16 protein-coding genes are annotated in these 15,259 nt (G+C 66.9%); 4 read left to right on the forward strand and 12 right to left on the reverse strand.

Going from position 1 to position 15,259, the window contains the following annotated elements; genetic code table 11:
- Positions 1-96 precede the first annotated feature (96 nt).
- Genes AB0B25_RS08695 through AB0B25_RS08705 form a run of 3 tightly spaced genes read left to right on the forward strand, consistent with a single transcriptional unit; the run spans position 97 to position 2,579 of the window.
- The gene (locus AB0B25_RS08695) at positions 97-909 is read left to right on the forward strand and encodes a hypothetical protein (RefSeq protein WP_357176504.1); all 813 of its coding nucleotides are present in this window, start codon (positions 97-99) and stop codon (positions 907-909) included.
- Positions 910-2,076, forward strand: a complete 1,167-nt coding sequence (locus AB0B25_RS08700; protein WP_357176506.1) for a glutathionylspermidine synthase family protein — start codon at positions 910-912, stop codon at positions 2,074-2,076.
- Between the two features lie 47 nt (positions 2,077-2,123).
- Complete coding sequence (locus AB0B25_RS08705) at positions 2,124-2,579, forward strand: DUF350 domain-containing protein (protein ID WP_357176508.1); 456 nt, start codon at positions 2,124-2,126, stop codon at positions 2,577-2,579.
- 424 nt (positions 2,580-3,003) lie between these two features.
- Here AB0B25_RS08705 and AB0B25_RS08710 read toward each other — a convergent pair whose 3' ends face one another.
- The 11 genes from AB0B25_RS08710 to AB0B25_RS08760 form a co-directional block, all read right to left on the reverse strand.
- Positions 3,004-5,115, reverse strand: coding sequence for a glycogen debranching N-terminal domain-containing protein (locus AB0B25_RS08710; protein ID WP_357176782.1), 2,112 nt, complete (start codon positions 5,113-5,115; stop codon positions 3,004-3,006).
- 14 nt (positions 5,116-5,129) lie between these two features.
- Positions 5,130-6,296: a glycosyltransferase family 4 protein gene (locus AB0B25_RS08715; RefSeq protein WP_357176783.1), complete on the reverse strand. Its 1,167-nt coding sequence runs from the start codon at positions 6,294-6,296 to the stop codon at positions 5,130-5,132.
- A gap of 305 nt (positions 6,297-6,601) precedes the next feature.
- On the reverse strand, positions 6,602-6,847 hold the full coding sequence (locus AB0B25_RS08720) for a hypothetical protein (protein ID WP_357176510.1): 246 nt from the start codon (positions 6,845-6,847) through the stop codon (positions 6,602-6,604).
- Between the two features lie 25 nt (positions 6,848-6,872).
- Entirely contained in the window at positions 6,873-8,399 is a 1,527-nt protein-coding gene (locus AB0B25_RS08725; RefSeq protein WP_357176512.1) for a substrate-binding domain-containing protein, read from the reverse strand.
- Positions 8,400-8,492: 93 nt separating this feature from the next.
- Positions 8,493-9,566, reverse strand: coding sequence for a PHP domain-containing protein (locus AB0B25_RS08730; RefSeq protein ID WP_357176514.1), 1,074 nt, complete (start codon positions 9,564-9,566; stop codon positions 8,493-8,495).
- Between the two features lie 7 nt (positions 9,567-9,573).
- Complete coding sequence (locus AB0B25_RS08735) at positions 9,574-10,155, reverse strand: dihydrofolate reductase family protein (RefSeq protein WP_357176516.1); 582 nt, start codon at positions 10,153-10,155, stop codon at positions 9,574-9,576.
- Positions 10,156-10,219: 64 nt separating this feature from the next.
- The gene (mutM, locus tag AB0B25_RS08740) at positions 10,220-11,080 is read right to left on the reverse strand and encodes a bifunctional DNA-formamidopyrimidine glycosylase/DNA-(apurinic or apyrimidinic site) lyase (protein ID WP_357176518.1); all 861 of its coding nucleotides are present in this window, start codon (positions 11,078-11,080) and stop codon (positions 10,220-10,222) included.
- A 1-nt stretch (position 11,081) separates the two neighbouring features.
- Positions 11,082-11,795: a ribonuclease III gene (rnc, locus tag AB0B25_RS08745; protein ID WP_357176520.1), complete on the reverse strand. Its 714-nt coding sequence runs from the start codon at positions 11,793-11,795 to the stop codon at positions 11,082-11,084.
- Positions 11,796-11,816: 21 nt separating this feature from the next.
- A complete protein-coding gene (rpmF, locus tag AB0B25_RS08750) occupies positions 11,817-11,999 on the reverse strand; it encodes a 50S ribosomal protein L32 (protein ID WP_014987105.1) in 183 nt (60 codons plus the stop codon).
- Between the two features lie 51 nt (positions 12,000-12,050).
- Positions 12,051-12,680 (reverse strand): DUF177 domain-containing protein, encoded by a 630-nt coding sequence (locus AB0B25_RS08755; RefSeq protein WP_357176784.1) that lies wholly within the window; start codon positions 12,678-12,680, stop codon positions 12,051-12,053.
- 94 nt (positions 12,681-12,774) lie between these two features.
- A complete protein-coding gene (locus AB0B25_RS08760) occupies positions 12,775-13,521 on the reverse strand; it encodes a DivIVA domain-containing protein (protein WP_357176522.1) in 747 nt (248 codons plus the stop codon).
- 373 nt (positions 13,522-13,894) lie between these two features.
- Between AB0B25_RS08760 and AB0B25_RS08765 the strand changes: the two genes are divergently transcribed.
- Entirely contained in the window at positions 13,895-14,413 is a 519-nt protein-coding gene (locus AB0B25_RS08765) for a GtrA family protein (protein WP_357176524.1), read from the forward strand.
- Between the two features lie 355 nt (positions 14,414-14,768).
- On the opposite strand, the gene coaD is transcribed toward AB0B25_RS08765, so the two are convergent.
- Positions 14,769-15,254 carry a pantetheine-phosphate adenylyltransferase gene (gene coaD / locus AB0B25_RS08770; RefSeq protein ID WP_357176526.1) on the reverse strand — a complete coding sequence of 162 codons (486 nt, stop codon included), beginning with the start codon at positions 15,252-15,254 and terminating at the stop codon, positions 14,769-14,771.
- Positions 15,255-15,259: the final 5 nt, after the last annotated feature.

Consider the following 15,259-nt stretch of genomic DNA (forward strand, 5'->3'; position numbering starts at 1 on the left):
GGAGGGGGCGCGGCGTTGAGCACCCAGCGGCCAGGTGACGGCACGCAGCCGGACAAACCCGCAACCGAGCGGACATCGGGCACAGACCACCAACCTATGCCCCGGGAAGAACGGTCGCCGGTCCCCGGGGCCGATGCCACATCATCGACCGATGATCGGTCTTCCAGGGCTGGATCACCCGCGGCGTCCGGCACACCGGACCGGTCGACGGCCACGTCGAGCGGAGCAGACACTACGGCGGGCGCGATCCCACCGAGCGAAACGGAACGGTCGGAGATCGACCAGGCAGCGTCCGGCTCCGTACCGCCCGCTGGACCGACCGGTCTCGGCTCGAAGTCCGGCAGCCCGGAATCCCTCCGCCGCGGCAGCGTCCAGCGGCAGGAAGCAGGGGTCACCCAGCCGCGCCCGCCGACGGTGGCCGAAGCGCGGGCAAGAGACAAGGCGCGCAAGCGCGCCGAGGAGACCCAGCGCGCCGCTACCGCGGCGGCGGAGGCCAAGAAGCGCACCCGCAAGCGAGTCATGATCGGCGGCATCGCCGTCGTCGGCGTCGCGGGATTGGTCGGCGGCGGCTATCTGGCCTACCGTGCGTTGACCGCGCCGGATCAGGTGACGGCCTCCTGCGTGAAGATCGAGAACGGCCAGGAGGTCGTGGTCGCCGACGACTACTGCGGCGACGGCCGCGCCGGCTTCATCAGTGACAGCGGTAGCGGCGGCGGCAGCGGGCCCGGCGTGATCTTCCTCGGTGGCGGCCCGCAGTATCGCTACTACTACGGCGGCACCGGCACCGTCGGCAAACCGCCGACGGGCGGCACCACGGTCAAACCGCGCAGCGCCGAGATCAAGACCAAGAGCGGAACCACGGTGCAGCGCGGCGGGCTCGGTAGCAAAAGCACCAGCGGAGGGTCGTAGATGAGACGCGTGCGCGATACGCCACGGCCGGACTGGCAGCAGACCATCGAGAGCCAAGGCCTGGTCTACGGTTCACCAGGACGGGACGCGAGCGGTCAGCCGAGACCGTACTGGGACGAGTCGGTGCACTACGAGTTCGAGATGGCGGAGATCCTGGCCCTGGAGGCCGATGTCGAACTGCTGCACTCGATGTGCCTGAACGCGGTGGAACATATCGTGCTCACCGAGCGGTTCGCCGATTTCGGTCTGCCCGCATGGAGTTGGGGCCCGATCGCCGAATCCTGGAAGCGCTCCGACCCGCACGTGTACGGGCGCTTCGACCTGCGCTACGACGCCCGCAGACCGGCGAAACTGCTGGAGTACAACGCGGATACGCCGACGTCGCTGCTGGAGGCGGCGATCGTGCAGTGGCACTGGCTCACCGACCGCTATCCCGGCGGCGACCAGTGGAACTCGCTGCACGAGAAGCTCGTCGAGCGCTGGAGCGCGCTGCGTGACGTCCTTCCGACACCGCAACTGCACTTCACCTGGTCCGGAGCGGACGCGACCGGGGAGGACAACGTCACCACCGCGTATATGCAAGAAACCGCCGCCGAGGCTGGGTTCGACACCATCGCACTTCCGATCGAGGAGGTCGGATTCGATTCGGAGCTGGAGCGTTTCGTCGATCTGGCCGAAGCCCCGATCGAGTCGATCTTCAAGTTGTACCCGTGGGAGTGGGCACTCGACGACGACTTCGGCAAACGGGTCGTCGACAGTCTGCCGCAGACCATGTGGATCGAGCCGTTGTGGAAGACGCTACTCAGCAATAAAGCGATTCTCGCGGTGCTGTGGGAGATGTACCCGGGCCACCCGAACCTGTTGCCCGCCTATCTCGATCAGCCCAACGAACTGACCGAGTACATCCGCAAGCCGAAGCTCGGGCGCGAAGGCGCCAACATGACCATTGTCGGCGCGGGCCTGGAGACTGCCACGGGCGGCGTCTACGGTGAAGAAGGCTACGTCTACCAATTGCTCGACCCGCTGCCGGAATTCGATGACATGCGTCCGGTCCTGGGCGCTTGGATCGTCGGCGACACCGCGGCAGGTCTCGGTATCCGCGAGACCGCGGGTCTGATCACCGACGACGGCTCCGCTTTCGTGCCCCACCGCATCGCCGCCGACTAGCTCGCATCCAGCCCAGCCACAAGGCAACTCACCCCGGAAGGATCAAGATGACCACAGTCGCCCTCGAATCGGGGTACTGGAGTTCACTCGGCGAGGGCGTGGGAGCGATCATCCTCTACGCCCTGGTCGGCTTGGCGCTCATGCTGATCGGTTTCTACGCCATCGATCTGACCACACCGGGCAAGTTGCGCGCACTGGTGGTGGCAGGCAAGCCGAACGCCATCATCGTCACCGCGGCGGGCATGATCAGCATGGCGTTCATCGTCGTACTGGCCATCTTCGCGGTCGGCGGCGGCGGCAAACTCTCCGAGGGCCTGATCGCGTCGCTCGTGTTCGGTCTGGTCGGAATCGTCGCACAGGTCATCTCGGTCCGGGTGATCGAACGGGCACTGGGCATCGACATCGGCGCCGCGCTGCACTCCGACACCTACACCACCGAGGTCCTCGTCGTAGCCGCCGCGCACTTCGCGCTCGGTTTGGTCGTCGCGTTCGCCATTCTGTAGCTCCATCCTCGGCAACCGACGACGGCTGCGGGCCGCACGGTTGTCCGCGCGGCGATCGACTCGACCAGCTCCGATCACCGAAAACGCCCGAGGACGGGTGATTCGCGGTCCCCTGCCCGGCGGTGAACCACCCACGATCAAAAGTCGTCCCCGTGTTCGAGGCAATAGGCCGCTGCCGCGAGGTACTGGCGGCAGTCCGGACCATGGCCGGCGTGGATACTCCGGAGAAACAGAGCGCGGTCCATACCTAGTTCCGTCGTGGGCTCGGCGGTGCAGTCCCGGTGCTGTGTACGCCACAGGTCCCGCATATCCAGCGATGTCTGCATCGTGCACCTCCCTGCCTGCGCGGTGTCTCGGTCAGCGGCTGGGCAATGTCCTTATGCGGGAGGCATACCCCGGCAGACCGGTCGGCAACCTTCCCGCGTCACCGAGTGACCAAACGCCAGTCGTCGGGCAGCCGAGCGGCGGTGATCTGGTCGCCCTCCGCGTCCAGATCGACGGTGATCGCGCCGAGGCGCAACGCCTTGAGCGAGACCTTGCCCCAGGTCGGCGGCAGCTGCGGGCGCACGGTGAGGGTCCGGTTCGGCACATCGGGGTCGAGGCCGAGAAATGCGCGCACCAGCAACAGCGGCGCGGCACTCGCCCACGCTTGCGGCGAGCAGGACGTCGGATACGGCACCGGGCTGGCGAACCGCGAGCGCGGAAAGCCACAAAACAGTTCCGGTAGCCGCCCGTCGAAAGACGCAGCCGCGTCGAGCAATCCGGAGGCCAGCTGAGTCGCCAACTCGACAGCGCCCGGCAGGTGCCGATAGCGCAGCAGCCCGGCCACCGCGATCGCCGTGTCGTGCGGCCAGACCGAGCCGCAGTGGTAGCTCATCGGGTTGTAGGCGCCCATGTTCGACGCCAGGGTCCGCAGCCCGAACCCGGTGTCCATCTCCGGACCCGACAACCGCATCACCAATTCGGCCGCGTGCTCGTCACTGGCGATACCCGACCACAGGCAGTGCGCGACATTGCTGGTCAGCGCGTCGACCTGCCGCTTGCCGCCGTCCAGCGCGACGGCGTACCAGCCGCGCTCGGGCAGCCAGAACTGTTCGGCGAACTTGCCGCGCAGCTCCGCGGCGCGCTCCCGCAACCGCCCGGCCAGCCGGATGTCGTCGAATACCTCGGCGAGGTCGGCCCTGGCGAGCAGCGCGGCGTGCACATATCCTTGCACCTCGCACAGCGCGATCGGCGCCTTGGCGATATGTCCGGTGGCGTCGTTGATTCCGTCGTAGCTGTCTTTCCAGCCCTGGTTGATCAGTCCTCGGTCGGTCGCTCGACGATATTCGACGAAACCGTCGCCGTCGCGGTCGCCGTACTCGGTGATCCAGCGCAACGCGGCGTCGGCCGCGGGCAGCAGCTCCCTGATCGCCTCCGGATGCGCGCCCCAGCGATGACATTCCGCGAGCAGCATCACGAACAGCGGTGTCGCGTCGGCGGTCCCGTAGTAGATGTTGCCGCCCAGTACCTGCCCGCCCGCCGGGCCCCGGCGCATCTCGTGCATGATGCGGCCCGGCTCCTCCTCGGTGAGCGGATTCACCTCTTGCCCTTGCAGTTCAGCCAGCTGCTGCAAGGTGCCCAGCGCCAGGTCCACCTCCAGCGGCAGCGCCATCCAGGCGGTGAGCAGACTGTCGCGGCCGAACAGGGTCATGAACCACGGCGCGCCTGCCGCGACGAACGGCCTTCCGTCACCGGACTCGTCGTGAATCTGTAGTGCGCCCAAATCGCTTTCGGTGCGGCGCAGTACCCGGGTGAGCACCGGGTCGGACGCGACGATGTCGGTCGCGGTGTCCCGCCATGCCTCGATCTTGCGGCCCGGCGCGCTGACGCCATAGTGCTCACCGGGGGCAACCGCCTGAAAACGCTGATTGCCCAATGTCGGCTGGGCGATGATTTCCGTTTGCCAGCACTCGCCGACCGGCACGATCACCCGCCACACCAGAGTGCCGGGCATCACCTCGGGTTGGACGGTCGCGGAGACCGAGATGCCTCGCATGCGATCGGCGTGGTCGTGCAGCACCAATTCCCCGTCGGCCACCGTCAGATCCGCCCTGCCGTGCCCGCCGCGGCCCTCCTTGACCGCGAACAGGTCGACGAAGTCCGCGTCGACGTGCAGTTCCAGCAAGACCGCGGTCGGCTCGCGACTCATGTTCTCCAGCGTCAGCAGCTCGTGCATGCCGTCGGCGACAATCCGCTCGCGCACCACCAGCAGCGTGCTGTCGGCCAGACCCGCCTGCGGTGGCCTGCGCAGTACGAACCTGGCGGCGAACGCCTCCGGACTCAGCACCGACAGCGGTTCGGCGGGTTTGCCGTCTACCAACAGTTCCCAGCGCGACAGCACGCGCGCGTCCCGGAAGAACAGGCCGTGCGGCTTACCGGGCTCGACGTCGCCGTGCCGGTTCGACAGGCAAAACGTGCCGCCTTCGACGAGGGTCACCGAACCACACCCCCCGAATCCGGCCGGTTCACCGGAATTCAGGGGGGCGGGGTTCAAAGGCGCGGTTCCGGTCACGCCAATCCGTTTGTCGCGATTCTGACCGTGGTCGCGGCGGGGGCCTGCGGCTCGATCGGCATGGTCCCGAACCGTTTCCTCGACCACAGCAGGTTGCGGTACACCTGCTCATACCCGCGGCCGAGGGTGTCGGAACCGAACTTCGCCTGCACGTGGGCCCGGCAAGCGGCCGGATCAATCGTCTGGACTTCCGCGATGGCCGCGGGCAATTCGGCAGGGTCGTCACAAATGCGGCCGGTCACGCCGTCGACGACTACCTCGGAGACCGCCCCGCCGCGCAGCGCGACCACCGGCGTTCCACAGACCATCGATTCGATCATCACCATGCCGAACGGTTCCTCCCAGCGAATCGGGAACAACAGGCAACGCGCATTGGCCAGCAGCTTACGCTTAGCCGTCGCGTCGGCGAGGCCGAATAGATGATCGTTATCCGTGAGCAGCGGGCGCACCTTCTGCTCGAAGTAGGCTTTCTCCGGCACTTCGCTGCACTTGCCCGCCAGCACCAGTGGAATGCCCGCGGCGTGTGCGGCTTCCAGCGCCAGGTGTGGGGCCTTGCACTCGTTGAACCGGCCGAGGAACAGCGCGTAGTCGCCCTTCTCGACCTGGAACGGCCAATCGTCGACATTCAGCGCATTGTGCACGCGCCCGGACCAGTTCAGGCCGTGGGCGAGTTCGCGCTGGCGGTCGCTGATCGCGACCAGCGCCACCTCCTCGCCGAGATCCTGGTAGTACCGGTAGATGTCGTCCTCCACCGGCCCGTGCACGGTCAGCACCGTCGGCAAGCCGAGGCTCTGGTAGGCGTAGGCGTTGAGCGGTCCGGCGAAGGTGTGGTCGTGCACCAGATCGACACCCGATGTCGCAGCGAGCTTCTCGATCGCGCGGCGCACCCGCAGTGCGTGCACGACTTCGGGGAAGGGCTCGCCGAGGCGCTCGGGCAGCGTCCGGTCCCACACCGGCACGAATTTGGCCTTGGTGCCCGGCTCCCCCGCGCCGAACAGAGTGACATCGTGGCCCCGGGCCACCAGTGCGTCTACCAGATCGGCGACCACAGCCTCGACGCCGCCGTACGCCTTCGGCGGTACGTCGAAGTACGGCGGCACCACCATCGCAATGCGGAATGGGGTATCGACGTGATCGATCGACATCAGTTCTGTCGATGCCATATGCAGATCGGACGATGCCAGCTGCGCCGAGACCGGCGCGGATAACGCGCTCATGACCCTCCTTCCAGGGACAACCAGTAGCACTCGCATCCACCCAGCACTCGGTGTACCGGGCGCCGAACTGAACTAAGTGGCCGCCGCGGCGGGGGTGAAGTCTCTAGCTACACCGCCGTCCATGGGGCATGGTTGGCCTGGTCACTCCGCTGACGTGATCAGGGGGGCCGACAGGGAGGTACCTCGATTGGTTTCTTTCAAACCGTTCAGATTGCGAAAAAATGTAACTTCTAGCATACGTTTAGCAATCATCAAGACGTCGGTACGCCGGTCCCCTGGCGCGCCTCGCAAACTCCGCGCCAACGCTCGATGACGACGGTGGCGTCCCGGCCCGCGGCAACGAACGCCGGCAACTCCCGCGCCTGCGCCTCGGCGCGGCGTCGGCCGGATCGGACATCGACAGTGGATGCCACCCGATCGGGCGCAGGGGCGCCGTCGAGCGACCGTGGACCGTGCACGAAGATGCTCGCCGAGACCACCGACAGTTCGGGGTGCACGGCCGCGCGGTCGCGGCGATGACCGTCACGAGTCGGGCAGGCAGCGCCCTGGGTCGGGTAGGTCGGTACACGGCGCGTTACCGTGCGCCCGCAGCACTTCCTTGCCGGACTGATCGATCAGGAAGTGCAGGAAGCTCGCGGCGAGCGAGTCGCCGGGCAGTTCTCCATTGCTGTAGGCGTACTCGACGCCCCAGAACGGATAGGTGCGCCGCAACGCGGCGTCACGGCCGGCGCCGACGCCATCTATCGCGACGGTCGGCAAGGCCGCATCGATCGCCTCGGCGAACTCCGTATAGCCGATGGCGCCGGGTATCTCGGCCACGGCCTTGCGCATGTCCGCGGTCAGCTGCACCTCGCAGTGCGCGGAGGAGGTGGTGACGGCGCCCTTGAGCGCCGCGCAACTCACGTGCGGGCGATCGGGCTGTCCGGCGTCGAGCACCCTGCGCTCGAAGGCATTTCGCGATCCGGAGCCGGGGTTCCGGTTGGCCAGAACGACCGGCAGATCCGGACCGCCCACCTCGCGCCAGTTACCGATCGTGCCCCGGTAGAGATCCCGGATCTGGGCCACGGTGAGGCCGCGGATGCCGACCCCGGGGTGCACGATCATGGTGAACAGCGACAATGCGAGCGGACGATGCACCAGGGTCGGATACCCGATGCCCTTCGCACCGTCACTGATCGCGAGCAGTCCGGGATTGCCGGCGCCCTCCTCGGCGACCCGGTCCAGGCCACGCTCGGTTCCCTCGAATTCGAAGGTGAACTCCGCACCGCGGCAACGCTTTCGATACTGATCGGCGGCATCCCGGACGATCGGCCCGAAGGCCGACGAACCGACCACCGTCACCTTCCCAGCGGCGCATTCCAGCGCCGTCGGCGACGGCTCCAGCGCGGCGACCACTAGTTGGACGACGATCACCGACACCAGGAACACCGTGAGCGCCAGCATCATCCGGGAAACGCCCGTGCGGCTTCGTGTTTCGATGACCCGACCACCCTTGATCCCCCCGCGCAGCACCGGCGGCGAATATTCTCCGGCCCCTTCGGAGCGTTGCAGGATAGCCAGGATTTTGTAGTGTTCGGAGGGGCCCAGCGGCACTTTGGGGAGATCGATCACACCGATGTGACCGTCGGCGTCCTCGCGCACCGCGATGCCGGATTCCACGTCGAGGTTGTCGGCCAGTGCCGGATCGCTCAGTTCCGTCACCGCCATTCCGATCACTGTGCGCTGCGGGAACCGCAGGTGCAGACCGATTCTGGCGGATTCGGGCGCCTTATAGTCCTGGGTGTCGATCGTCGTGACACCACTGTTCTCGATCCGCACCAGGACGACGGAGATGTCCTTCAAACTCGGGCTGGCGCCATCGATCGAAGGACGCAGCTGCGGAAGCACACCTGGGAACACCGAGCTGATCTCACCGGTGACCGGCGTATCCATCTGCACCCGATATCCGAGCCGCCTGCGGCCCGCGAAGACGAACTCCCAGAGAAAGGCAGCGATCGGCACCGCGATACCGATGAGCGCCAAAACGATTTCGAGCGGAAAGTCACTCACCGATTGCTCCCACTCCCCGAGAAGTCCGTGTGCCCCTCATTCTCGGGGGCCATTGCGGTCCCACACGCCGACGGAAAGACTATTCGACAACTGTTAACCCACCGGTCGAGTTCCCCCACGCCGAGTCCAGGCCAGCAGATCCTCCAGCGGCCAAGTATTGATCACCCGTTCGGCCGCGACACCGTTCGCGAGCGCACGTTCGCATCCGTAGCCCTGCCAATCGAGCTGACCGGGAGCGTGCGCGTCGGTGTCGACCGCGAAATGACAGCCCATCTCGACAGCCAGTCGCAGCAATCGCGCCGGGGGATCGCGCCGCTCCGGCCTGCTGTTGATCTCGACCGCGGTGCCATAGGTACGGCACGCTTCGAACACGACCTCCGCGTCGAACGACGACTCCGGCCGAGTGCCGCGGCGGCCCTCGACCAGACGCCCGGTGCAGTGGCCGAGCACATCGACATTGGGGTCGGCGACGGCATGCACCATCCGCTTGGTCATCGTCGCGCTGTCATCACGCAGACGCGAATGCACACTGGCCACCACGATATCCAGCTCCGCGAGCAAATCCGCCGACTGGTCGAGGGCGCCATCGTCGAGGATGTCCACCTCGATGCCGGTGAGGATCCGGAACGGCGTCATCCGCTCGTTGAGTTCGGCGATCCTGTCGAGCTGCCTGCGCAGCCGGTCGGCGGACAATCCGTTGGCGACAGTCAGCCGTGGCGAATGGTCGGTCAGAGCACAGTATTCGTGGCCGAGCGCGGCCGCGACGTCCATCATCTCCTCGATCGGGCTCCCGCCGTCGGACCAATTCGAGTGAGTGTGCAGATCGCCGCGCAGCCGCGCCCGCAACGGTCGGCCGTCCACCCCGATCGGCTGTGCCGCGCCTCGCAACTCGGCCAGATACCGCGGCACCGCGCCCTCGTACGCCTGCTCGATCACGGCGGCGGTCTTGGGCCCGATGCCGGCGATCTCGCGCCAGCTGCGGGCCGCCCGGTGCGACTCCCGCTCGTCCGCGGTGAGCTCCGCGACCAGTTCGGCGGCGCGCCGGTAGGCCTTGACCCGATGCGTGTCCGCGCGCGAGCGTTCCAGCCAAAAGCCGATCTCCCGCAACGCCGCCACCGGACCCGGCGCCGTGCCCCGGTCCGATGCACCACTCGGATCACTTCCCACGGTCGTGTCAGGGGATCCGGCTGTACTTCACGAACGCCACCCCGTCCTCGAACACTCGGCTGGTGATCACCCGGAACTCGGCCGCCTTCGACAGCCGTGGCCCGTCGCCGAACAGGGCCCGCCCACGGCCCAGCACGATCGGATACAGCTTGAGGAAGATCTGATCGATCTCGGGAAGCAGCACCTGCGCCAGTGCACCGCCACCGCACAGCCAGATGCCGAGCCCGGTATCCCGCTTGAGCTCGCGAACCTTCGCGAGGGGATCCTCGGCGATCAGCTCAACCGCCGGATCAGGGCTCTCGGGCAAGGTAGCCGAGACCACGTACTGCTTCAGATGCGCATAGGGACTGGAGGTACCGGTACGCACCCCGAAGTCGTGCGTCTTGCGCCCCATCAACACCGTGTCGAAATAACGATTCTGTTGGTCGACCCCGATGGCCTCGCGCACTTTGGTCGGCAGCGTTTCGGGGTACTGCGCGGTGATCGCCGGACCGTGATCACCACCGACCGGGAAGAAGTCGACCGAGCCCTCCTCGGTAGCGATGAATCCATCAATGGTCGAGGCGACGTAATAGGTGAGCTTGCGCATGCTTCCTCCCTCACAGCCGGCTGACATTCCGACCAGCCCTCGAAGGAACGGTAGCTCGCGTGCGCTAGGGGCGGCGAGGCTTCGGCTGGCAGCGCGGACAAGTGTAGGACGAGCGGTTCATGAACCGCGCGCGCGTGATCGGCGCGCCGCAGCGCCCGCATGGCTCGTTTTCGCGACCGTAGACGGCAAGGGAGCGCTCGAAGTATCCGGACTGGCCGTTGACGTTGACGTAGAGCGCGTCGAAGGAGGTGCCGCCGGCGGCGAGCGCCGCACTCATCACCGAACCCACGGCGTCGAGCAGGCCGCGCACGGCAGGCCGGGACAGTCCCGACGCGGGACGACCGCCGTTGATCTTCGCACGCCACAACGACTCGTCGGCGTAGATATTGCCGATGCCCGAAATGACGCCCTGATCGAGCAGCACCCGCTTGATCTCGCTCTGTTTACCACGGATGGCCGCGACCACGGCATCGGCCTCGAACCGAGGATCGAGTGGGTCGCGGGCGATATGCGCCACCGGCTCGGGCAGCAGGCTGCCCTCCACTTCGACGAGCGGTGCCAGTGCCCAGCCGCCGAAGGTGCGCTGATCGACGAAACGCAGCTGGGTGCCGTCGCCGAGGGTGGCGCGGATGTGCGCGTGCTTCTGCAGTGGCGCGTCGGCGGGCTGCACCAACATCTGGCCACTCATACCGAGATGCACCACGAGCGCGACCTCATGCTCGTCGAAGGTCAGCCACAGGAACTTGCCGCGGCGCTCGGCCGACTCGACCTTCAGACCGGCCAGGCGCGCGGCGAGATCAGCAGCGCCTTCGAGATGGCGGCGCACCGACCGGGGATGCGTAATCGTCACCGATTCGACGACACGGCCCACCACACGCTCGGCGAGGCCACGCCGAACCACCTCTACCTCGGGAAGTTCCGGCATGTCAGGATTCGGCGGTCAATGCCTCGTAGGCGGTGCCCGCGGCCTTCTGCTCGGCTTCCTTCTTGGACCGGCCCACTCCTTGCCCGTAGGCCCGGCCACCGATCACCGTGGTCGCGGTGAATTCCTTGTCGTGGTCGGGCCCGGTCGAGGTGATCTCGTAACTGGGCACGCCGAGACCCCGCTCGGCGGTGAGTTCCTGCAGGCTGGTCTTCCAGTCCAGGCCCGCGCCCATGCGAGGTCCGCGCTCGAGCAACTCGGCGAACAACCGCAGCACCACGGAGCGGGCGACATCGATGCCGTACTGCAGATGCACGGCGCCGAGCAGCGACTCCATGCCGTCGGCGAGGATGCTCTCCTTGTCGCGGCCGCCGGTCAGCTCCTCACCCTTGCCGAGCAGCAGGTGCGCACCCAGACCGCCCTCGCCGAGACCGCGGGCGACCTCGGCGAGCGCGCGCATGTTCACCACGCTCGCGCGCAGCTTGGCCAGTTCACCCTCGGACTTGGCGGGATGCTCGTGGTACAGCCGCTCGGTGATGCTCAGGCCGAGGACGGAGTCGCCGAGGAACTCGAGACGCTCGTTGGTCGGCAGTCCACCGTTCTCGTATGCGTACGACCGATGTGTGAGCGCGAGGCGCAGCAGATCCGGCCGTACATCAACGCCTAGCGCTGAGAGCAGGCTCGCATGTTCACCGGACGAGTCGGATTCGTCGGTCACGTCGATATGGTTGATCGAACGTCAGACCGCGGCGGTGACCTGGCGACCCTTGTAGGTGCCGCAGGACGGGCAGGCGATATGCGGCAGAGTCTTCTCGCCGCAGGCGCGGTTCGGGCAGGTGATCAGGGTCGGCGCGGTGGCCTTCCACTGGCTGCGCCGCGACCTGGTGTTGGAACGGGACATCCGGCGCTTGGGAACGGCCACGACTACTTCTCCTCTGTCCTCTTGCTTGCCAATTCGGCTGATCAGTCTTGCTTAGCGGTCTTGGTCGGCCGCGCCCGCTTCGGGGCTGCCGGTGCCGGGCGATCCGGTGGCGAACTTAGCCAATCCGGCCCAGCGGGGGTCAAGTATGTCATGCCCGTGGTCGGATCCCGCAATCGCCATCCGTACCCCGCATTCCGGACACAAACCGGCGCAGTCCGGCGTACACAGCGGCTGTAGCGGAAGTTCGAGGCCCACCGCGTCGATGACCACCGGCTCCAGGTCGAGGGTGTCGTCGACCATCCGGTAGACCTCGTCATCCTCGGTGGTCTGCTCGGTGGCGCTGTCCGGGTAGGCGAACAGCTCGGTGATATCCAGGCTCACCTCGCCGGTGAACGACTCCAGGCACCGCGAGCACTCGCCCTCGGTCGTCGCGGACACCGTTCCGGTGACGAGCACGCCTTCGGACACCGCCTGCAATCGCAGATCGAGTTCGACCTGCGAGCCCGCGGGGATGGCGATCAGATCGAGCCCGATGCGGCGGTCCGTGGTCAGGGTTCGGCGCAGCTCCCGCATGGTCCCCGGCCTACGACCGAGGCTGCGGGTATCCAGCACGAAAGCCGCGTCCGGCGCACGGCGCTGGTCCGCACGGGAACGCGACGCGGAACCGGAACCGGCGGGCATCACGAACTCACTCACACTCGAGGGAATATGGGCAACCGTTGACGATACGCGACCGTGCCGCCGTCACCCAAACCGAGCCGGTCACGCGTGCCGCTCACCTACGGTATTCGGTGACGTAGTCCGGCGCGCCCGCGCCGGAGCGCAACTGGTGCCTCCCCCGCCCGACCGTACGCAGCGCGCTGGTGAGCGTCTCCTCGAAGTCGGCCAGCCTGCCGTCCACATAGTGGTCGCACTCTTCGCGTGACCGGTCCGCTTCGGCATGCGCGGCATCGATGACCCTGGCCGATTCCGCATGTGCGGCGCGCACCACCTCGGTCTGCGAGACCAGCCGCTCCTGCTCGGCGAGGCCGTCGGCGACCGAGCGTTCGTAGGACGCCTTGCCCGCGTCGATCATCCGCTCCGATTCGGTGCGCGCGCGACCGGTCAACGCCTTGAATTCGGCGTTGCCGTCCGCCACCACTCGATCGGCCTCCTCCTGCGCGGCGGCGACCAAGTGGTCGGCATGGCTGCTCGCCTCCGCGACCATCCGGTCGGCATGCGCTTTGGCGTCGGCGAGGATCCGGTCGGCCTCCGCACGAGCCGAGCCGATGGTGTGCTCCGCCTGCTCGTCGGCGCCGCTCACCGCGGCCTCGGCAGAGGCCATGGCGTCGGCGACGATCTTGTCCCGGTGGTCGAGCACGTCCTGGGCGTCGTCGAGTTCACCGGGCAGCGCGTCGCGCACGTCGTCGAGCAGCTCGAGCACCTCACCTCTCGGCACGATGCAGCTGCGAGTCGGCGGGATGCCGCGTGCCTCTTCGACGATGGCGACCAGTTCGTCGAGTGCTTCGAATACGCGATACATGCTCACTACCCTTCTGCGGACTCACGGCGAAACTCCACCGCGGTCCAGTGTGCCCTTCGTCACCGCTCGCGCCACGCCATCCTCCGGTGTGTCGTCCCGGTGTCTTACACGCCACACAATCAAGTGGAGATTGCCTCTCCACTTCGTGCTACATTCGAATCGAAGGTCGCTCGAGATCTTCGGCACGGACCGATGAGGACCGCGGATGAGGAAGCCGAGGAATGGACAGACGTCCGCCGACTATGCGCAATTACCGCATCGTCAGCACATGCTGACGATGCCGTACCCGCGGAATGCGGCGGGAGTCGACGGGAACGAAGCGATAGCCGTCGCTGTTGTGCGTACCGAAAGCTCGTGTTCGATCGGAAAGACGATGACTGTTCTGGAACTGCCGCGACCGTCGGGAGTAAACGCCACCAGTTTCCTCGTGCCGTGGGGCGGCCCATATCCCGCACTGCCGACGGCTCCGGTAGCTGCCAAGGTCCAGCAACTGACCCACTATGTGCGAGGCGATCGAGGCCTCGCCCAGTTGATCCGTTTCGCGCTGGTCGGTGGATCCAGCAACGTCGCCTACGTCCTGTTGTTCTTCGCCATGCACGGCACGGGGCCGCTGGTCGCGAACGTCGTCGGGTCGATCGTCAGCACGATGATCGCCAACGAACTGCACCGCCAGCTGACCTTTCACGCCGCAGGCCGAGTCGGCTGGTTCACCGCCCAGTGGGAGGGCGGCGGGCTGGCGCTCGTCGGCCTCGGCATCACGACCGCCGCACTCGCCGCACTCGGCGTCTGGGCGCCCGGCCTCGGAGACACCGCCCAGGCCGCCGCGATCCTGGCCATCACGGTCGTGGTCGGCGGCATGCGCTTCCTCGCGCTCCGCGGCCTGGTCTTCTGAACCGCCTCTCCGGGAATTCAGGCCGTACCAGTTTTGTGACGCGGGATTCGCGTTCAGGTCTTGCGATAGGCGCCAGGTGGGTTGGGGGGGTTCCCAGGAGTTACCCATGTTCAATCGAGATCAGGGGCGCTGTTACGCCACGCCGGGGATTCATACGAGTGGGTGACACGGGATTCCCGTTCAGGTCCTGCGGTAGGTGCCAGGTGGGATTTGGGATTCCCCGGGAGTTACCCATGTTCTGCTGAGGGCGGGGTGCTGTTTCCACCTCCGCGGGAAGGTCCAGCGGTGGCTGGGTGGGTTCGGTCGTTGTGTCGGTCGAGCGGTGAGTAGCTCGTGCGGGGCCTCGCTACTCGGGTCAGCCCCTGCGTTCGGCGAGGCGGGCGACCAGGCGTTTGTGGACCGAGGGGGGAAGCATGTCGGTGACATCGCCGCCGAATGTCGCGACCTCCTTCACCAGCGAGCTGGACAGGAAGCTGAAGGACGGATTGGTGGCGATGAAGAAGGTGTCCACACCGGACAGCTTCTGGTTCATCTGCGCCATCTGCAGCTCGTAGCCGAAATCGCCCGCATCGCGCAGGCCCTTCACGATCGCGGAGATACCCTGCTGCCGCGCGAAGTCCACGAGCAGGCCATGCCACGACTCCACCCGGACGTTGGGCAGATGGGTGGTCGCCTCCCGCAGCATCTGCATGCGTTCCTCGACGGTGAACATGCCCTGCTTGTTCTGGTTGATCATGACGGTGATGACGACCTCGTCGAACTGGGCCGCGGCCCGGTTGAAGACATCGAGGTGTCCATAGGTCACCGGGTCGAAAGACCCGGGGCACACTGCTCCGGCCATGAGGC

The sequence above is a fragment of the Nocardia sp. NPDC049190 genome (genome assembly GCF_040648115.1).
Classification (GTDB): domain Bacteria; phylum Actinomycetota; class Actinomycetes; order Mycobacteriales; family Mycobacteriaceae; genus Nocardia.